The organism is Amycolatopsis sp. NPDC006125, assembly GCF_040614195.1.
GTDB lineage: Bacteria > Actinomycetota > Actinomycetes > Mycobacteriales > Pseudonocardiaceae > Amycolatopsis_E > Amycolatopsis_E tucumanensis.
The window spans coordinates 1-18,140 of the sequence record NZ_JBEXTZ010000068.1 but is presented as its reverse complement, the minus strand read 5'-3'; the positions used below and the strand labels follow the sequence as shown (position 1 = coordinate 18,140).

The 18,140-nt window shown below is 74.1% G+C and carries 18 protein-coding genes; 11 read left to right on the top strand and 7 right to left on the bottom strand.

What is annotated here, in order from left to right:
* The first annotated feature begins 20 nt into the window (after window positions 1–20).
* From ABZ193_RS29085 to ABZ193_RS29060, 6 genes are all read left to right on the top strand, one after another.
* Window positions 21–509, top strand: a complete 489-nt coding sequence (locus ABZ193_RS29085) for a (2Fe-2S)-binding protein (RefSeq protein WP_020420896.1) — start codon at window positions 21–23, stop codon at window positions 507–509.
* 4 nt (window positions 510–513) lie between these two features.
* The gene (locus ABZ193_RS29080) at window positions 514–1,512 is read left to right on the top strand and encodes a xanthine dehydrogenase family protein subunit M (protein ID WP_354712224.1); all 999 of its coding nucleotides are present in this window, start codon (window positions 514–516) and stop codon (window positions 1,510–1,512) included.
* A complete protein-coding gene (locus ABZ193_RS29075; RefSeq protein ID WP_354712223.1) occupies window positions 1,509–3,677 on the top strand; it encodes a xanthine dehydrogenase family protein molybdopterin-binding subunit in 2,169 nt (722 codons plus the stop codon). The genes ABZ193_RS29080 and ABZ193_RS29075 overlap by 4 nt, the downstream gene beginning before the upstream one ends.
* 1 nt (window position 3,678) lies before the next feature.
* A complete protein-coding gene (locus ABZ193_RS29070) occupies window positions 3,679–4,668 on the top strand; it encodes a hypothetical protein (protein WP_354712222.1) in 990 nt (329 codons plus the stop codon).
* Between the two features lie 77 nt (window positions 4,669–4,745).
* Window positions 4,746–5,132 (top strand): DoxX family protein, encoded by a 387-nt coding sequence (locus ABZ193_RS29065; RefSeq protein ID WP_354712221.1) that lies wholly within the window; start codon window positions 4,746–4,748, stop codon window positions 5,130–5,132.
* A 54-nt stretch (window positions 5,133–5,186) separates the two neighbouring features.
* A complete protein-coding gene (locus ABZ193_RS29060; RefSeq protein ID WP_354712220.1) occupies window positions 5,187–5,531 on the top strand; it encodes a cupin domain-containing protein in 345 nt (114 codons plus the stop codon).
* Here ABZ193_RS29060 and ABZ193_RS29055 read toward each other — a convergent pair.
* The 6 genes from ABZ193_RS29055 to ABZ193_RS29030 form a co-directional block, all read right to left on the bottom strand.
* Window positions 5,512–5,931, bottom strand: coding sequence for a zinc-binding dehydrogenase (locus ABZ193_RS29055; protein WP_354712219.1), 420 nt, complete (start codon window positions 5,929–5,931; stop codon window positions 5,512–5,514). The genes ABZ193_RS29060 and ABZ193_RS29055 overlap by 20 nt on opposite strands.
* 9 nt (window positions 5,932–5,940) lie before the next feature.
* Entirely contained in the window at window positions 5,941–6,921 is a 981-nt protein-coding gene (locus tag ABZ193_RS29050; RefSeq protein WP_354712218.1) for a zinc-binding dehydrogenase, read from the bottom strand.
* A 96-nt stretch (window positions 6,922–7,017) separates the two neighbouring features.
* Window positions 7,018–7,452, bottom strand: coding sequence for an OsmC family peroxiredoxin (locus tag ABZ193_RS29045; RefSeq protein WP_354712217.1), 435 nt, complete (start codon window positions 7,450–7,452; stop codon window positions 7,018–7,020).
* A gap of 59 nt (window positions 7,453–7,511) precedes the next feature.
* A complete protein-coding gene (locus ABZ193_RS29040; protein WP_020420905.1) occupies window positions 7,512–8,369 on the bottom strand; it encodes an SMP-30/gluconolactonase/LRE family protein in 858 nt (285 codons plus the stop codon).
* Between the two features lie 71 nt (window positions 8,370–8,440).
* A complete protein-coding gene (locus tag ABZ193_RS29035; RefSeq protein ID WP_354712216.1) occupies window positions 8,441–9,505 on the bottom strand; it encodes a pentapeptide repeat-containing protein in 1,065 nt (354 codons plus the stop codon).
* 45 nt (window positions 9,506–9,550) lie between these two features.
* Window positions 9,551–10,933, bottom strand: a complete 1,383-nt coding sequence (locus tag ABZ193_RS29030; protein WP_354712215.1) for an MFS transporter — start codon at window positions 10,931–10,933, stop codon at window positions 9,551–9,553.
* An 87-nt stretch (window positions 10,934–11,020) separates the two neighbouring features.
* On the opposite strand from ABZ193_RS29030, the gene ABZ193_RS29025 reads away from it, so the two are divergent.
* The 3 genes from ABZ193_RS29025 to ABZ193_RS29015 are packed head-to-tail and all read left to right on the top strand — an operon-like array spanning window position 11,021 to window position 12,598.
* A complete protein-coding gene (locus tag ABZ193_RS29025) occupies window positions 11,021–11,608 on the top strand; it encodes a TetR/AcrR family transcriptional regulator (protein WP_354712214.1) in 588 nt (195 codons plus the stop codon).
* A 29-nt stretch (window positions 11,609–11,637) separates the two neighbouring features.
* The gene (locus ABZ193_RS29020; RefSeq protein ID WP_354712213.1) at window positions 11,638–12,021 is read left to right on the top strand and encodes a PPOX class F420-dependent oxidoreductase; all 384 of its coding nucleotides are present in this window, start codon (window positions 11,638–11,640) and stop codon (window positions 12,019–12,021) included.
* Window positions 12,022–12,064: 43 nt separating this feature from the next.
* Window positions 12,065–12,598 carry a CYTH domain-containing protein gene (locus tag ABZ193_RS29015; protein ID WP_354712212.1) on the top strand — a complete coding sequence of 178 codons (534 nt, stop codon included), beginning with the start codon at window positions 12,065–12,067 and terminating at the stop codon, window positions 12,596–12,598.
* A 566-nt stretch (window positions 12,599–13,164) separates the two neighbouring features.
* Here ABZ193_RS29015 and ABZ193_RS29010 read toward each other — a convergent pair.
* Complete coding sequence (locus tag ABZ193_RS29010) at window positions 13,165–16,350, bottom strand: BTAD domain-containing putative transcriptional regulator (protein WP_354712211.1); 3,186 nt, start codon at window positions 16,348–16,350, stop codon at window positions 13,165–13,167.
* Window positions 16,351–16,424: 74 nt separating this feature from the next.
* On the opposite strand from ABZ193_RS29010, the gene ABZ193_RS29005 reads away from it, so the two are divergent.
* Both ABZ193_RS29005 and ABZ193_RS29000 read left to right on the top strand, forming a co-directional pair.
* Complete coding sequence (locus ABZ193_RS29005) at window positions 16,425–17,300, top strand: NAD(P)-binding domain-containing protein (RefSeq protein WP_020420911.1); 876 nt, start codon at window positions 16,425–16,427, stop codon at window positions 17,298–17,300.
* The coding region (locus tag ABZ193_RS29000; RefSeq protein WP_354712210.1) for an NAD(P)-binding domain-containing protein at window positions 17,297–18,140 on the top strand (844 nt) is incomplete at its 3' end. The genes ABZ193_RS29005 and ABZ193_RS29000, both read left to right, overlap by 4 nt.

The window sequence follows — 18,140 nt, the reverse complement described above, 5'->3', positions numbered from 1 at the left end:
CGGAACCTAGCGTGGCCGGTATGGCCACTAACGACCCGACGGTGGAGCTGTCCTGCGTCCTCAACGGACAGTCCGTCCGCCTCCAGGTGGATCCCCGTGAATCGCTCCTCGACGTGCTGCGCGAGCGGCTCGTCCGCACCGGCACGAAGAAGGGCTGCGACCAGGGCCACTGCGGCGCGTGCACGGTGCACGTCGACGGCCGCCGGGTGGTGTCCTGCCTGACCCCGGCCGTCCAGGTCGCGGGGCAGGAGGTGACGACCATCGAGGGCGTCGCCGGCCCGGACGGCGGGCTGCACCCGCTGCAGCAGGCCTTCATCGACCACGACGCCCTGCAGTGCGGCTACTGCACGCCCGGCCAGATCATGTCCGGCCTGGCCTGCATCGCCGAGGGCCACGCCGGCGACGACGACCAGATCCGCGAGTACCTCAGCGGCAACATCTGCCGCTGCGGCGCCTACGCCGGCATCGTCGCCGCGGTCCGCGAGGCCGCCGCGCGGAACGGGGCGTGACGTCGTGCGAGCCTTCAGCTACCTCGTGCCGGACAGCGTGGACGCCGCCGTCGACGCGCTGCGGTCGGCGCAGCCGGGCACGAAGATCCTCGCCGGCGGCACCACCCTCTACGACCTGATGAAGCTGGGCATCGAGGCGCCGCCCGCGGTCGTCGACGTGCACCGCCTGCCCGGTTTCGACGCCGTCGGCACCGGACCGGACGAGCTGTCCTTCGGCGCGGGCGCCCGGATGGCCGACGTCGCCGACCACCCCGTGATCCGCGCGGACTACCCGGCGCTGTCGGAGTCGCTGTGGCGCGCGGCGTCGCAGCAGCTGCGCAACATGGCCACGGTGGGTGGCAACCTGTTGCAGCGCACCCGCTGCGCCTACTTCCGCGGCGGCCCCGAGTTCCCGTGCAACAAGCGGAACCCGGGCAGCGGCTGCGCCGCCATCGGCGGCCACGACCGCGCGCACGCCTTGCTCGGCGGTTCGGAGTCGTGCATCGCGACCTACCCCGGCGACTGGGCGATCGCGCTGCTCGCGTTCGACGCCGTCGTGGACGTGCTCGGCCCGGGTGGCGAGCGCCAGGTGCCGCTCGCCGACCTGCACCTCGAACCGGGCGACGACCCCACCCGCGAGCACACGCTCGCCGCGGACGAGCTGATCGTGCGCATCCGCGTGCCGGTGAGCGCGGCCGGCCGCGGGTCGACCTACCACAAGATCCGGGACCGGGAGTCCTACGCGTTCGCGCTCGCCTCGGCCGCCGTCGCGGTGACCCTCGACGAAGACGTGGTGGGGGAGTGCCGCATCGCCCTGGGCGGCGTCGCCACGCGGCCGTGGCGAGCGGCCGAGGCCGAGTCGTTCCTGTCCGGCCGGGCGCTGACACCCGAGAACGCCCGCCGCGCCGGGGAGATCGCCTTCGAGGGCGCCCGCCCCGGCACCTACAACGGGTTCCGAGTAGAACTGGGCATCCGCACGGTCGCTGACGCGGTGCGCATTGCCGGAGAGCGAGCCAGCAGATGACCGCCATCGACAACCGCCGGGTCGACGCCCGCGACAAGGTGACCGGCCGGACCGCCTACGGCGCCGACCGCGTGCCCGAGGGCGTGGCGTACGCGATGTTCGCGACCGCCCGGATCGGCAAGGGCCGGATCGTCTCGATCGAGACCTCCGCTGCCGAAGCCGTTCCGGGCGTGCGCCTGGTGGTGACCCGGTTCGAACCCGGTGAGCTGGGCGAAGGCAGCTTCGTCATGGGCGGCGGGCACGGGTTCCAGAGCTTCCAGCCGCTGCTCGGTGACCGGGTGGCCTACCGCGGCCAGCCGATCGCGCTGGTGGTCGCGGACACGCTCGTCGCGGCCACCGAGGCCGCCGAACTGGTGACGGGCGAGTACGAGGTGGAGCCGTTCGCGGTCGGGCTCGACGCCGACGGCGCGAACACCGTCGTCCAGGAGGAGGCCATTCCGCTGCCGTTCCTGGCCGACGTCAAGGTGGGCGACGCGGACGCCGCCTTCGCCGCCAGCCCGGTGCGGGTGGAGGGCACCTACGAGCACGCACCGCAGCACCAGGTACCGATGGAGCTGATCAGCAGCGTCGTGGAATGGCACGGCGACCGCGTGATCGTGCACGAGGGCACCCAGAACGCGGGCGCGCTGCGCCACGGCCTGGCCCGGCAGCTGGGCATCGACGCGGCGAACGTCGAGATCCGCTCGCCCTACGTCGGCGGCGGGTTCGGGCAGAAGAACTCGCTGCAGCCGCACCTGGGACCGCTGGCCGTCGTCGCGCGCCGCCTCGGCCGCCCGGTCAAGCTGGTGCTGCCGCGGCCGCAGACGTTCCACGCGGCCAGCTTCCGGCCCGCGTCCCGGCACACCGTGCGGCTGGGCGCCGACACCTCCGGCAAGTTGCTGGCCGCGGTGCACGAGGTCGACCAGCAGACCTCGCGGCACGACCTGTTCCCGTGCACGGCCACGGAGGTCACCTCGCGGCTGTACGGCGTGCCGGCCTTTCGCGGCAGGCAGCGGCTGGTGCAGACCGACGTGCAGACCCCCGGGTACATGCGCGCGCCGTTCGAGAGCCCCGCGACGTTCGCGTTCGAGTCCGCCGTGGACGAGCTCGCCTACGCCACCGGGCAGGACCCGGTGGCGCTGCGGCTGGCCAACGACACGGCGGTCGACCCGGTGAGCGGGCACCCGTTCTCCAGCCGCTACCTAGCCGAATGCCTGCGGCGGGGCGCGCAGCGGTTCGGCTGGGCGGACCGGAACCCGGAGCCCGGGTCGATGGTCGCCCCGGACGGGTCGTCGATCGGCTGGGGCGTGGCGGCGGGGGCCTACCCGTGCAACGTCGCGCCCGCGGTCGCGCACCTGTCGGCGAGCGCGGACGGGCGGGTGACGGTGAGCGTCGACGGGCACGAGATGGGGCAGGGCATCCGGTCGGCGATCGCGCTGACCGTGGCGCGCGACCTCGGGGTGCCCGCGGCCGACGTGGTGGTGCTGGTCGGGGACACCCGGGTGGCGCCCCAGCACCTGACCGCTGGTTCGTGGGGCACCGCGACGGCGCTACCCGCCGTCCAGAGTGGACTGGCGGAGCTGCGCAAGCACCTGGACGTCCCGGCGTCCGGGGACGTGGACGTCGCGGCGGCGGTCGCGGCGACCGGGCGGGACGCGGTGGCGGTCGAGGTGACCTCGCAGGCGCCGGAGATGCTGGAGCGGTCCCGGGCCGGGCTGGTCGCGATCGCGGGCCCGGAGTTCGGGGAGTTCAGCTCGTTCAGCTGGATCGCGCACTTCGTCGAGGTGCGGGTCGAGGCGGGGACGCGGCGGATCCGCGTGCCGCGGGTGGTCAGCGTCGCCGACTGCGGCCGGGTGGCGAGCCCGGTCACGGCGGCCAGCCAGGTGCGGGGCGCCGTGGTGTGGGGCATCGGCGCGGCGCTGCGGGAGGAGAGCGAGGTGGACGACCGCTTCGGCGGCTTCCTCAACACCACGCTGGAGGAGTACCCGGTGCCGGTGAACGCCGACGTGCACGACATCGACGTGTCCTTCATCGACGAGCCGGACCCGCTGTTCAACTCGGCCGGGGTGAAGGGGCTGGGCGAGGTCGCGATGGTCGGGGTGGCCGCGGCCATCGCGAACGCGGTGCACCACGCGACGGGCCGCCGTCCCCGGCGGCTGCCCATCCGGCTCGAGCACGTCCTCTGACGTGGCCGTGGTGTCCCGGCCGGCGGTGAGCGCCCCGGACGCGCTGAGCCCGGCCGCGCTGGCCGACGCGAGACGGGCCCAGCCCCGGCGCGGGCTGGCCGGGCTGCTGTTCGTGCTGCCGGTCGCCGGGTTCCTGGCGGCCGGCGCGGGCGGCCCGGCGCAATCGGCCGCGCTGCTCGGACCCGCCGTGGCCTTCGCACTGCCGCTGGTGGCGATGATCGCCTTCTGGTGGGACGACTGGCCCGGCAGTCTTGCGCGTCCGGGGTGGTCCGGGCTCTACGACACGCTGCTGGTCGTGGCGGGCGGGCTGGTGCTGAGCCTGCTCGGGCGGGCGGTCGCGGGCGCGGCGAACCCGTTGCCGCTGGCCGGCGGGATCTTCACCGTCATGCTGCAGCTGACGCTGGTCTGCGAACGGTGGCCGCTCGCCGGGGCCGGGCGGATCCGCTCCGGCCTCGCCGCGCTGGCCGGGTGCTGGGCGGCAGGGGCGGTGGCGTACCTGCTGCTCGTCCGGTCCGGCGCCGTGCCGGGGGAGGCGTACGGGGCGTGGTTCACCGCGCTCGGCGCGTGGCAGATGGTCTTCTACGTCGCCCTGCGCGGGTGGCCGTTCGCCCGCATCCGGCGGCGCGCCGTGCGGCTGGTGACCGCGAACGCGGCCGTGGTGGCGTGCGGTTCGGCGAGCTGCCTGATCGCCGAACCTGGCCGCGTCACGGCGATCGCCGCGGCGGTGGTCGCGTCGGTCCTGCTGGTCTCGATGCAGTTCGAGGCGTGGCCCGCGGTGCGGCTCGGTCCACTGCCCGGGCGGAGCCTGGCGCTGACGATCGTGGCCGTGCTGGCGGTGTCGCTGTCGTGGCTGCTCCCGCCGCTCGCCCGCGTGGCCGGCGTCCCGGAGTCCGAAGTGGACGGCTGGGTCACGCACGCGCTGCTGAACGCGCTGAGCCTGGCCGTCATCCTGCACGTCGCGGTGTGGCGCCGCTGGCCCGGCCGCGCGTGATCCGGATCACCGGGTGTCACGGCTTTCAGATGAGCGGTGTCTTCAGGGCGAACTGTTGTGGACGGAAGGGAAATCCCATGAACGTCGCCCTGTGGATCGCCGCCGGGGTGCTCGCCGCGGTCGCCCTCACCGGGGGCTTCACCAAGTCGTTCCTGCCGGTGGAAAAGCTGGCCGCGGCGCACGGCGGGGAGTGGACGGGGGACGCCGCGCCCGCGTTCGTGCGGACGCTCGGCGTGCTGGAGGTCCTGGCCGCGATCGGGCTGGTGCTACCCGCGGTGACCGGGATCGCGCCGGTGCTGGTGCCGGTGACCGCGGTGTGCTGGGCCGGGCTGATGATCGGCGCGATGATCACGCACCTCCGCTACGAAGGCGGCGCGCGGTTCGCCGGCCTGAACCTGATCTACCTCGTGGTCGCGGTGTTCATCGCGTGGGGCCGCTTCGGGATCGCGCCGTTCGCGGGGTGAGCGGGCCGTCTTTCGCGTACCGTGCGGGCCGGGTTTCGAGGACAGGAGGATGGGATGCCAGCGAGCGTCATCGACCGCCGCGACGGCCGACCGGACGGCGAGAACTGGACCGAGGACTTCGAAGAACTCCCCGGCGGGGCGGGGATCTCCATCATCCTGGAATCGACGTCGGAAGCCGGTGCGGGCCCGCGCCTGCACCGGCACCCGTACGCGGAGACGTTCGTGATCCGCCGCGGCAGCGCGGTGTTCACCATCGGGGCCGACGAGGTCGCCGCCAGGGCCGGTCAGGTGCTCGTCGTCCCGGCCGGGACGCCGCACAAGTTCACCACCGGGCCCGGCGGCTACGAGGCCGTGCACATCCACGCCGCTCCGCGTTTCGTCACCGAGTGGCTGGAGTAGGGGGCACGGTCAGCACGAGCTTGCCGAACTGGTCGCCCGACGCGAGTTCGGCCAGCGCGCGTGGGCCGTCCTCCAGTGGGAACGTTCGGTGGACGACCGGCCGGATCCGGTGCTCGCCGCGTTCACCACCGGCCGTGGTCACGCGGTCAGCCTTGGCTTGCCGAAGGTCGCCTGCCGGGAGTTCGGTCAGTGTGCGTGGGCCGTCGTCCGGTGGGAAGGTGCGGTGGATCACCGGCCGGATCCGGTGCTCGCCGCGTTCACCACCGGCCATGGTCACGCGGTCAGCCTTAGCTTGCCGAAGGTCGCCTGCCGGCAGTTCGGCCAGCGCGCGTGGGCCGTCCTCCAGTGGGAACGTGCGGTGGACGACCGGCCGGATCCGGTGCTCGGCCGCGTTCACCACCGGCCGTGGTCACGGGGTCAGTACGAGCTTGCCGAACTGGTCGCCCGACGCGAGTTCGGCCAGCGCGCGTGGGCCGTCCTCCAGTGGGAACGTGCGGTGGACGACCGGCCGGATCCGGTGCTCGGTCACCAGGTCGAGCATCCGCCCGAACTCCCGCGCGCTGCCCATCGACGTGCCCAGCAGGCTGATCTGCCGGAAGAACATCTCGCGTAGCGACAGGGTGACGTCCGCGCCCGTCGTCGCGCCGAGCGACACCAGCCGCCCGCCCGGGCGCAGCACCGACAGGCACCGGCCGAACGTGGCCGAGCCGACGCTGTCGATGACGAGGTCCACCGGCTTCCCCAGCGCGCCGCGCCAGTCCTCGGCGCTGCCGATCGCCCGGTCGGCCCCCAGTTCGAGCGCCCGGCGGCACTTCTCCGGGCTGCGCGAGGTCACGCTGACGGTGGCGCCGGCCGCCTTGGCCATGGCCAGCGCGAAGGTCGCCACCCCGCTGCCGATCCCGGGCAGCAGCACGTGCTCGCCCGCGCGCAGCCCGCCGCGCGTGAACAGCGCCCGGTACGCCGTCAGTGCCGCGAGCGGAAGGGCCGCCGCTTCGGTCCAGCCGAGGTGCGCCGGTTTGGGGGCCACGTTCTTCGCCGGCACCACGACGTACTCGGCGAACGTGCCGTCGGTGGGCACGCCGAGAATGGCGGGGACCTCCGGCACGTCGCCGGGCTCGTCCCAGTCCAGCGAGGGGTTGACGACGACCTCGGTCCCGGGAGCCACCTCCGCGCCCGGCCCGGCCGCGGCGACCACTCCGGCGCCGTCGGAACCCAGCACGACCGGAGCGTCATCGGCCCCGCGCCCGTCGACGAGGAACAGGTCGCGGTGGTTGAGACCGGCCGCGCGGACAGCGACCACGACCTCGCCCGGTCCCGGCCGCGGCGCGGGCACCTCCGCCACCCGCACACCCGTGAGTCCCGTCGCGTTCCCGTGCACCACTGCGGTCATCGTTGTCACGTCCGCGAAGCTAACAGCGGTCCGGCGCGCGCCTCCAACGATCGCGAACCGGGTCACAGCACGGGTTTTTCAGATCGTGAACCGCCGTCACTCGAGCTCGGCGTCGAGGGTGATGGTGGTGCCCGTCAGCGCGGCCGAGACCGGGCAGGTTTCCTTGGCGTCCTCGGCGATCTTGCGGAAGTCGTCCGGGCTCGCGCCCGGCACCGTCGCGCGGACCGCGAGCGCGATGCCCTTGATCTCGTACCCGCCACCGGACTTCGGGCCGAACGACACCGTCGCGGTGGTCCGGATCTTCTCCGGCGGGGTGCCCGCGCGCCCGAGCAGACCGGACAGCTGCATGCAGTAGCACGAGGAGTGCGCGGCCGCGATCAGCTCCTCGGGACTGGTCTTGCCGCCGGCTTCCTCGGCACGTGCCGGCCACGAGACCGCGAACGTGGTCAGCTCCGACGTGTCGAGACTGGTCTCCCCGGACCCGCTCGGCAGGTCGCCGGTCCAGGTGGTGGTGGCTTGACGATCGGTCATGGCGGACCTCCTCCGGTCGTGCGCTGCGCACGGGCGGGGCCGCGGCGCGGCCAGGGCGGTCACGGGTGGCCGGCGTGGGCGGCTGGAGCGCGCGCCGTGCACACCTGACCTGTCTCCGGCCCGGTCAGCAGACGCTCCAGATTGTCCTCGAACCCGTCCGCCATGCGCCAGTCCGCCGCGAGCGTGAACAACGTCCGGCCGTCCTCGCCGCCCAGGGTGCACGCGAACCCGGCCCGGTCCAGTGGGACGGTGGCGAGCACCTCGCCGCCCTCGGCGACCCGCAGGCAGGCCGGTCCCCGCTCGGTCCAGCCCGGCGTCCACACGGCCCCCTCGGCGTCGAGGACGATGCCGTCACCGGGCAGCGGGGCCCACACTCGCCGCCCGGTCAGGGTGCCGTCGGGGCGGATGTCGAACGCGGTGAGCCTGCCTGCGAACGACTCCGAGACGATCAGCGTCCCCTCGTCCGGCGTCACCGCCATGCCGTTGGGGAACGCCAGCCCGTCCGCGACCCGCCGCACCGAGCCGTCCGCCCTGATCAGGGCGACGAACCCGGGCGCTTCTCCCGCGCCCGGGTGAAAGTCCGTGCCGCCGTTGACGTAGATGTCGCCCCGGCCGGTGACGACGATCTCGTTGAGGCCGGCGCCCAGGCCGGTCAGGTCGGCGTGGTCGGTCAGCGACCCGTCCGCCTCTTGACGCAGCAGGCGGCCCTCCGGCCCGGCGACCACCAGCAACCGCCCGTCCGGCAGCCAGTCGATCGAGAACGGCAACGTCGTCGGCGCGGTGGCCATCACCTCGGCGTTGCCGTCCAAGTCGACGGCCAGCACCTGCCGCGTCCCCCAGTTCGCCAGCCAGAGCCGGTGCTCGTGCCAGCGCGCCGACTCGCCGATCTTCAACCCGGTCAGCAGAACGTCGCTCATCGTGTCCGCTCCTCACGGTCGAGGGAACCCGTTCACCGGCTACACGAACGGCGGCAGGCCGGATCGACACCTCACCACCACGCGTTGCGCGTGGCCGGGTCCTTCACCGCCCCGTCGGCCTTGGTCTGGGCGGTGTGCTCGGCGCCGGTGAGGTCGGCGCCGGAGAAGTCGGAACGGCCCAGGTCCGCGTACTCGAAATCCGCGCCGGTGAAGGTCGATCCGGAGAAATCCGCGCTGCCCAGCTTGGCGCTGTCGAACCGGGCGCCGGTGAAGTCGGCGTTCGTGGCGAAGACGAAACCGGCCGTGAGATCGGCGCGGTACAGCGACGCGCCGACGAGCGTGGCATCGGACAGCGCGGTCAGCCCGAGACGCGCCCCGCTCAGGTTGGCCCCGCTGAGGTCGGAGCCGATCAGCGACATCCCGCTCAGGTCGCCGTCCACCGCCCGTACCTCGCGCAGGCACAGCTCGCGCAGGTCGATCACCGCCGGCCCGGGATCCCGGGTGACGTCGCGGCGGGTCAGCACCGCGAAGGCGGCCGCCACGTCCGCCGGTGTCGGCGGGCACGGCTCGCCCCGGACGCGCGGGCTGGTGGAGCGCAGGAACGCGGACAGGACCTCGACCGTGGTCGCCTGGTCCCGCGGCGAGTCGACCGCGATCCGCTCCAGCGCGTAGATCCCGCCGAGCCGCCGGTGCAGGTTCGCGGCGCCCTCGGCACCCAGCTGGTCGACGGCGCGGGTGTAGCGGTCGGTGATCTGCCCCTGCCGGGCCACCTCGATCTGGTCGCGGGTGGCCTGCAGCGAGATCGCGGTGAACACCAGCGCGCCGACCGCGGTCACCGTGGTGACCATCCCGCCGATGCGGGACCAGCGCTCCGCCGCGCCGGCACCGGCGGTCGTGGGGCGCTGCCGGCTCCGCGACCACAGCACCCCGGCGGCCACCAGCGCCACGACGGCCGCCACCAGCGGCCACCACGCGGTGAGGAACGGCCACCACGACGTCGCCGCCGGAGCCAGCTGCCAGCCGAGGGCGGCGGCCGCCAGCACGACCAGAGCCAGCGCCGTGCGGCGGGCGCGGTGCCGGGTCCGGAGGTCGCGCTCCCGGCCCCGCAGCGCGTCACGCGCGAGATCTTCGTCCACGTGCCGTAGTCGCCACGCCACGGCCCGGCGTAACCGGCCGGGTCGTCAGACCTTCACCGACGGGCGGCCCGGCGACAGCGCGCCCGCGGCGATCGCGGCCACCGCGGCCGTCACGGCGAACACCAGGAACCCGCCGCGGAACCCGGCGAGCGTCTCCGCGACCAGGCTCGCCGCCGCGACGCTCGACACCACCGCGGCCCCCAGCGAAGCCCCGAACTCGTGGAACGTGCTCACGATCCCCGACGCGATCCCGGCCTCGTGCGGCGCGACCTGCCCCAGAGCCGTCGCCGACGCCACCACGAAGAGCACCCCGGTGCCGGCGCCCGCGACCGCGATGCTGATCGCCACCACCACGGCGTTCATGACGAGCGCGGGCACCACCAGGCCGATCGCGGCGACCAGCAGCCCGGCCACCGCGAGCGGGCGCGCGCCGAACCGCCCGATGACCCGCCCGGTGAGGTTGGCCGCGGCCATCGTCAGCAGCGCCACCGGCAGGAACAGCAACCCGGTCACCAGCGCGTTGAACCCGCGCTCCTGCTGGAAGTAGAACGTCCCGAGGAAGAACACCGCGACCGTCGGCGCCGTCGCCATCAGGATGAGGAACGTGCCCGTCGCCACCGGGCGGCGGACCAGCAGCCGCACGTCCATCAGCGGCGCCTTCGTCCGGCGCTGCCACGCCACGAACGCCACGTACCCGACCGCGGCCGCCAGCACCAGCCACCCGGTCGTCGCGGTCAGCCAGCCCTGGTCCCCGGCGTTGATCAGGGCGTACACCAGCGCCACGGACGAGGCGGTGACGAGCAGCGCGCCCAGCACGTCCAGCCGCGCGCCCGGGACCACCGGCGCGATGCGCGGCAGCATCCGCGCCAGCGCGGCGACGATGACGAGCCCGATCGGCACGTTGATCCAGAACACCCACGGCCAGCCCGGCCCCGCGGTGAGCAGCCCGCCCAGCAGCACGCCGAGGGCCGCGCCACCGCCGCCCAGCGCCGACCACACACCCAGCGCCTTGTTCCGCTCGTCGCCCTCGAAGAGCCCCACGACCAGCGACAACGCCGACGGCGACAACAGCGCCGCGCCGACGCCCTGCGCGATCCGGCCGCCCAGCAGCACGGCGGACGACCCGGCCAGCCCGGTCACCAGCGAAGCCAGCGTGAAGACCACCAGCCCGGCGAGCGCGATCCGCTTGGCGCCGGCGAGGTCGGCGAGCCTGCCGCCGAGCAGCAGCAGCCCGCCGAAGGTGAGCGTGTACGCGCTGACCACCCAGGTCATCGCCTCGCGGCTCATGCCGAGGTCGGTCTCGATGTGCGGCAGCGCGATCGCCACCACCGTGACGTCGAGGATCAGCATCAGCTGGGCGACCCCGAGGAAGCCGAGGATGCGCCACCGCAGCGGGTGCGCACCGGGTCTTGCGAACGAATCCGACATGATCATCTCCGGATAACTCGTACGACGAAGTACGACTTACAACCGACATGCTAACTCGTACATTCCCGTACGAGATAGACTTCGGTGGTGAGCACTTCCGCACGACCGCGCCGGCGCGCCGACGCCGAGCGCAGCATCGCCCGCATCGTCACCGCCGCCAGGGAGGTGCTCAGCCGGGATCCGGACGCGAGCATCGACGACATCGTGAAGGCCGCCGGGGTGGGCCGGATGACGTTGTACGGGCACTTCCCCAATCGCGCGGCGCTGGTCGAGGCCGCGCTCGCCGACGCCATCCAGGCCGGCGAGGAGGTCCTGTCCGCGGTCGACCTCGACGGCGACGCGCGGGACGCCCTGGCGCGGCTGATCGCGCCCAGCTGGTCGCTCGTGGCCGAGTCGACGAAGCTGCTGCAGGCCGCCGAAGGGCTCCTGCCGGCGGCGCGCATCCGCGAACTGCACGGCGACGCGGCCAACCGGGTGGAGGACCTCGTCCGGCGGGGCCGGCGGCAGGGCGTGTTCCGGACGGACCTGCCGGTCACGTGGCTGGTCAACGTCGTGCACTACGTCCTCAACGGGGCCGCCGAGGAGAACCGCGCCGGACGGTTGAGCGCGGCCGAAGCGCCCGCTGTGGTGAGCGCGACGGTCCGGTCGTTGCTGGCGCCACCGGACTTGCATTGACGTTCGCGTCAACCCGCAGAATCGCGCCCGTGTTCACGGAAGCAGAACTGGATTACCTGAAGTCCCAGCCCCTCGGCAGGCTCGCCACGGTGTCGCCGGGCGGGCAGGTGCAGAACAACCCGGTGAACTTCTTCGTCGTCGATGGCGTGATCGTCATCGGCGGGCACGCGCTGGGCGCGTCGAAGAAGTTCCGCAACGTCCAGCGGGGCAGCACGGTGTCGTTCGTGGTGGACGACCTGGCGGCGGTGGACCCGTGGGTGCCGCGGGGCATCGAGATCCGTGGCAGCGCGGTGGCGCTGACCGATCAGGAGCCGCCGGTGCCGTACTTCTCGCGGGAGATCATCCGGATCAGCCCGGCGCGGATCATCTCGTGGGGGCTGGACGGTCCCCGGGCGAGCCGATCGGTGGGGTGATCAACGGCCGCTAGGCTCGACCGCCACCGGCGAAGGGAGACCAGTGCCGATCGAGCACGAAGCCAAGGTCCTCGACATCGACCCCGCGCGCGTCGCGGCCCGCATCCTGCGTGCGGGCGGGGAGCGGATCGGAGGGACGCGGCTGATGGGGCGTTACGTCTACGACGTGACGCCGGGGGACCGGTCGAAGTGGATCCGGTTGCGCGACACCGGCGCCGAGACGACATTGTGCGTGAAGGAAATCCGCAGCGACGCCATCGACGGCACGCACGAGGCCGAGGTGACGGTCGGCGACTTCGCGGGCGCTCAGGAGTTGCTCGGCCTCCTCGGCTTCACGCCGAAGTCCTACCAGGAGAACCGCCGCACGAGCTTCACCTTGGACGGGGCGCGGCTGGAGATCGACGAGTGGCCGCTCATCCCGCCCTACCTGGAGATCGAAGCCGCCACGGTGGCCGACGTCGTGCGGGTCGCGGGCTTCCTCGGCTTCCCGGAGGACCGGTTGACGGGCGAGAACACGATCAAGGTGTACGCGCGCTACGGGATCGACCTGGCATCGATCCCGCGGCTCCGCTTCTGAGGAGGAGTTGACGCGGGCCGGCTCCGGGCGGCCGGCGTGGTTCGGTTGGTGGCAGGTGCTTGCCGGGGCGGCTGAGCACGGCTGGCTGGGGAGGGTGGTCGGGTAGGGGGTGCGGCGGGCTCGGGTAGGTGGGTTGGGTGGCGGGTGCGGTTGGCTAGGGAAGGCGGGTTGCTTGGCGGCGCGACCGGCTCGCGGAGGCGGGTTGTTTGGCGTGGGCGGCCCGGGAGGCGGCGTGGGCGATAGGTGCGGCTGGCTGGGGAAGGCGGCTTGTGGGGGCGGGCCGCAAGCGCTTGCCTCTCCCATCCGGTACTGCCACCGCCCCACCGCGCCCTCCGGGAGGGAGCCCCACCGCGCCCTCCGGGAGGGAGCCCCACCGCGCCCTCCGGGAGGGAGCCGCACCGGCACGCCACCCAGCCCTCCACCAGCCAGCCACGCAGCTGGCTCCGGGGCCGTCGCCCTCCAACGACGCGGCGGCCGTACGCCCCAGTGTCCGCGGCCGTCGCCCCACCGCGCCACGGCCGCGACCGGCTTCCGCGCCCGTTGCGTCGTGGGGCGGCGCCAGGTGCTCACGCGGGCTGGCCTTCCGTGATCAGGTCGTCCAGCGCCAGGCCGGCGCCGAGGGCGTGCTCCGCCGCGTAGGGTTCCTCGCCGAGGGCTGTTCGGGCCTTGGCCTCGATGCGGTCGACGTCGCCGCGTTCGGCTTGGGGGAGTGGAGTTCCCACGGAGCGGCGGGCGTGGTCCGCCGCGCCCAGCAGGCGCGCGGCCAGCGTGTGGGCTCCGGTCAGGGCGTGGGCTCCGGCGAGGCCTTCCAGCGCCAGCGCGACTGCCCGCGGGTCCGAACCGCGCCGGGCGATGGTCAGTGCTCGGCGGTGCCAGGTGAACGCGCCGTCGGCGTCGCCGCGGAGTTCGGCCACGAAGCCCAGTTCGGCGCACACCAGGGTGTTGCCCGGCTCGTTCTCGACCAGCCCGTGCCAGTCCAGCAGCACCCGCAACTGCCGCTCCGCCTCGTCCAGCGCGCCCTCCCGGCGGGCGCCCAGCGCGAGTCCCGTCCGCGCGTACATCTCGCCCGGCGTGAAACCGCTTTCCACCGCCACCCGCTCCGCCCGCTCGTGCAGACGCCGCGCCTCGGCGAAATCCCCCGCGAGCAACGCGGTCCGGCCCAGCCACGACAGCTGGTAGGACACCTCCGGCCACAACCCCAGCTGCTCGGCCCGCCGCAGGCTCTCGGTGTGCAACCGCTCGGCGTCGGCGTAGCGGCCCTCGAACTCGGCCAGCGTGCCCAGCGCGAACGACGCCTGCACCTGGCCCCACCGGTCACCCACCTCGGCGAAGATCGCGGCGCTCTCCTCCGCGGCCGCGTGGGCACCAACCAGCTCGCCGCGCGCGATCAGCTGACTGGCCGACTCGGCGAGCCCCGCCGCCGTGCCCCACCGGTCGCCCAGCGACGCGAACCCGTCGAGCGCCGCATTGGTCAGCTTCGACGCGCCGGTCAGATCCGCGACCGTCCCCAGCACGTACCCCAGGAACCACAGCGCCCGCGACCGCACCGCCACGTCGGGGATCGTCGCGGCCTCCTCGGCCACCGCCGGGTCGAAGCGCCCGCCGGCCAGCACGCCGAGCCCCGCCAGCCAGGCCCGCGCCGCGGCCCGCCGGCCGGGTGCCACCTCGCCGGGTACGGCCAGCGCCGTCCGCAACGATCGGAGCGCCTCGCCCAGCCGTCCGCGCAGGAACCAGTACCACGCCAGGCTCGTCACCAACCGCAGCGCCTCGTCCGCGGCCCCCTGGCGGACCAGGGTGTCGAGCGCCGCCCGCAGGTTCGCCGACTCCGCGTCCAGCGTCTCCAGCCAGTGGCACTGACCGGTGCGGCGCAGCAACGGGTCCGCGCGTTCCGCGAGCGCCGTGTAGTGCCGCGCGTGCCGTGACCGGACCGGCTCGGCCTCGCCCGCTTCGGCCAGCCGCTCGAGGCTGTACGCGCGCACCGACTCCAGCAGCCGGTACCGCGGGCCCAGCTCGCCGTGCTCGCACACCACCAGCGACCGGTCGACCAGCCGCCCCAGCACGTCGAGCACCTCGCCCGGCTCGCCCCCGCACACCTCCTCGGCCGCCTCCAGCCCGCACCCCTCGGCGTGCACCGCGAGCCGCCGCAACACCTCACGCTCCGAAGTGGACAGCAGCTCCCAGCTCCAGTCGATCATCGCGCGCAGCGTCCGCTGGCGCGCCGGCGCGTCCCGGGCGCCGGTGGCCAGCAACCGGAACCGGTCGCCCAGCCGCGCCAGCAGCTCGCGCACGCCGAGCGCCCGCACCCGCGTGGCGGCGAGTTCCAGCGCCAGCGGCAACCCGTCGAGCGTGCGGCAGATCCCGGCGACCGCGTGCACGTTCCCTTCGGTGAGCGCGAACCCCGGCGCCGCGGCCGCGGCCCGCGCGACGAACAGCCGCACCGCGCTGAACTCCCGCACCGACGGCAGCACCTCCGCGGCCGGCCGCTCCCGGTCGGCGTGACCGGCGGCGGGGATGCCCAGCGGCGGCACCGTCCACAGTGTCTCGCCGGTGAGCCCGAGCGGTTCCCGGCTCGTGGCGAGGATCCGCAGCCCCGGCGCCGCGGCGAGCAGCCGGGCCGCCAGCGCGGCGACCGGTTCGACCAGGTGCTCGCAGTTGTCCAGGACCAGCAGCAACCGCCGGTCCCGCACCGCGTCCGCCAGCCGCGCCGTCAGATCGTCCGCGTCGTCCCGCACCCCGAGCACCGCCGCGACCGCCTCGGCCGGGCCCGCCGGACCGTGCTCGCCCAGCCCGGCGAGCTCCACCAGCCACACCCCGTCCGGCGCCGCGAGCCCGCCGGCGACCTCCAGCGCGAGCCGCGTCTTGCCGACCCCGCCGGGGCCGGTCAACGTGACCAGCCGCGCGTGCTCCAGCGCCTGCCGGACCTCGCGCACCGCCGCCTCCCGGCCGACCAGATCCGTCAGCGGCACCGGCAGGTTCGACCGCGGACCCGGCTCCGGAGCCGGATCCAGAGCCGGGTCCTGGCGCAGGATCGCCTGCTGCAACCGCACCAGCTCCGGCCCCGGCTCCAGGCCGAGCTCATCGGCCAGCCGCTCCCGCAACGCCGTGTAGGAGGCGAGCGCCTCGCTCTGCCGCCCCGATCGGTACAGCGCCCGCATGTGCAACGCGCGCAACCGTTCCCGCAACGGGTGCTCCGCCACGAGATCGCCCAGCTCGCCCGCCAGCTCCGCGTGCTCGCCGAGCGCCAGCCGGGCCTGCGCCAGCTCCTCGACCGCCGCGAGCCGCTCCTCCTCCAGCCGCTGTGCGTACCCGGCGGCGAACGGCTCCTCCGCGAAGTCCGCCAGCGCCTGCCCCCGCCACAGCGCCAGCGCTTCCCGCAGCAGCGCGGCCGTCCGCGCCGGATCCCGCCCTGCCTTCGCGCGCCCCACCAGCGCCCGGAACCGCCCGGCGTCCACCGCGTCCTCCGGCACCCGCAACGCGTAACCCGGCGGCTGCCGCACCACGAGCGCGCGAGCGCCCGGCTCGGCCGCCTCGAGCGCGCGGCGCAGCTGCGAGATCTTCGTCTGCAACGTGTTGGCCGGGTTGCCCGGCAGCCGCTCGCCCCACAGGTCGTCGGCCAGGCGCGACACCGGGACCGGCCTGCCCTCGTGCACCAGCAGGTCGGCCAGCAGCGCGCGCACCTTCGCCTCCGGCACCGCCACCGCGGCGCCGTCGGCCGCCTGCACGGCGAGCGGACCCAGCACTGAAAACCTCACGCCACCGACAGTAGCGACGGGCACCGACAGAAAACCGTGCGTGAACCGTGCGAGCGCTCCGGCACCTTCACGACATGACCACTGACAAGCCATCCATCACGGTGCTCGGCCTCGGCGCCATGGGCACCGCGCTCGCCGGAGCGCTGCTGTCGGCGGGCCACCCGGTGACCGTGTGGAACCGGACCGCGGCGAAGGCCGACGCCCTCGTGGCCCGCGGCGCCGCACGGGCCGCCAGCCCCGCCGAGGCCGTCGCCGCGAGCCCGGTCGTCGTCGCCTGCCTGCTCGACTACGACTCCGTCCGCGACGTGCTCGGCGCCGGGCACCTGCAGGGCCGCACCCTCGTCAACCTCACCAACGGCACCCCCGGGCAGGCTCGCGAGTTCGCCGAATGGGCCGCCTGCCAGGGCGCCGACTACCTCGACGGCGGCATCATGGCCGTGCCGCCGATGATCGGCACCCCGGCAGCGTTCGTGCTCTACAGCGGATCCCGCGCGGCGTTCGACCGCGCCCGCCCAGCCCTGGACGTCTTCGGCGAGAGCGTCTACCTCGGCGAGGACGTCGGCCGCGCCGCGCTGACCGACATCGCGCTGCTCACCGGCATGTACGGGATGTTCGCGGGCGTCCTGCAGTCCCTCGCGCTCGCCACTTCGGACGGCGCGCCCGCGACCGACTTCGCGCCGCTGCTCACCCGCTGGCTGCAGGCCATGGGCGGCTGGGCGGAGGCCGCCGCGAAGCAGTTCGACAGCCGCGACTACGCCACCGGCGTCGTCTCCAACCTCGGCATGCAGGCCGCCGGCTTCGACAACCTCCACCGCACCGCCGACGAGCAGGGCGTCAGCTCCGAACTGCTCGCCCCGCTCGGCAGGCTCATGCGGCAGCGGGCCGCCGGCGGGCACGGCCACGAGGACCTCACCGGAATCATCGACGACCTCAGGAAGGACGACGCATGACCAACGCGACCCTGATCGGCCTGGGCCCCATGGGACAGGCCATGGTGCGGGTGCTGCTCGACCACGGCACCGCAGTCACCGTCTGGAACCGCACGAAGAGCCGCGCCGACGACGTCGTCGCCCGCGGCGCCGTCCTCGCGGCCAGCCCCGCCGAGGCGGTGCGGGCCGCCGAGCTGGTGATCCTCAGCCTCACCGACTACCAGGCGATGTACGACGTGCTCGGCGACGCCGGGGAGGCGCTCGCCGGGCGCGTCGTGGTCAACCTCAGCTCGGACACCCCGCAGCGCACCCGCGAAGCCGCGGCCTGGCTCGCCGAGCGCGGCGCGACGCTGGTGGCCGGCGGGATCATGGTCCCGGCGCCGCTCGTCGGAGCCGAGGCCTCGTACGTGTTCTACAGCGGGCCACAGGACGTCTTCACCAAGCACGAGCCGGTGCTGCGGCACCTCGGCAGGCCCGAGTACCTGGGAGAGGACCACGGCCTGGCGCAGCTGTTCTACCAGGCGGAGCTGACGGTCTTCCTCACCTCGCTGTCGGCCTACCTGCAGGCCTTCGCGCTGCTGGCGGCCGAAGGCGCCGAGCCGGAGCGGCTCGTGCCCTTCGCCCGGGAGGTCTCGGGCCTGGCGGCGGCGTACCTGGACGAGACGGTGAGCCAGATCGGAGCGCGCGCCTATCCCGGCGACCTGAGCACGGCCACGATGATGGGCGCGACCGCGGAGCACATCCTGCAGGCGTGCCGGGACGCGGGTATCCCGTTCCGAGTGCCTGCGCCTCGGCGACCCGGAAGGACGCTCCCGCGCTCGTGGTCATGTCGGGGAACGTGCCCGACGCTCCCGCACCAGA

What these genes read in the sequence shown, in the direction of transcription:
- ABZ193_RS29045 (WP_354712217.1), bottom strand. Translation starts at nt 7,452, where the DNA reads ATGACCGATCGTCAAGCCACCACCACCTGGACCGGCGACCTGCCGAGC.
- ABZ193_RS29075 (WP_354712223.1), top strand. Translation starts at nt 1,509, where the DNA reads ATGACCGCCATCGACAACCGCCGGGTCGACGCCCGCGACAAGGTGACC.
- ABZ193_RS29060 (WP_354712220.1), top strand. Translation starts at nt 5,187, where the DNA reads ATGCCAGCGAGCGTCATCGACCGCCGCGACGGCCGACCGGACGGCGAG.
- ABZ193_RS29005 (WP_020420911.1), top strand. Translation starts at nt 16,425, where the DNA reads ATGACCACTGACAAGCCATCCATCACGGTGCTCGGCCTCGGCGCCATG.
- ABZ193_RS29030 (WP_354712215.1), bottom strand. Translation starts at nt 10,933, where the DNA reads ATGTCGGATTCGTTCGCAAGACCCGGTGCGCACCCGCTGCGGTGGCGC.
- ABZ193_RS29065 (WP_354712221.1), top strand. Translation starts at nt 4,746, where the DNA reads ATGAACGTCGCCCTGTGGATCGCCGCCGGGGTGCTCGCCGCGGTCGCC.
- ABZ193_RS29040 (WP_020420905.1), bottom strand. Translation starts at nt 8,369, where the DNA reads ATGAGCGACGTTCTGCTGACCGGGTTGAAGATCGGCGAGTCGGCGCGC.
- ABZ193_RS29050 (WP_354712218.1), bottom strand. Translation starts at nt 6,921, where the DNA reads ATGACCGCAGTGGTGCACGGGAACGCGACGGGACTCACGGGTGTGCGG.
- ABZ193_RS29085 (WP_020420896.1), top strand. Translation starts at nt 21, where the DNA reads ATGGCCACTAACGACCCGACGGTGGAGCTGTCCTGCGTCCTCAACGGA.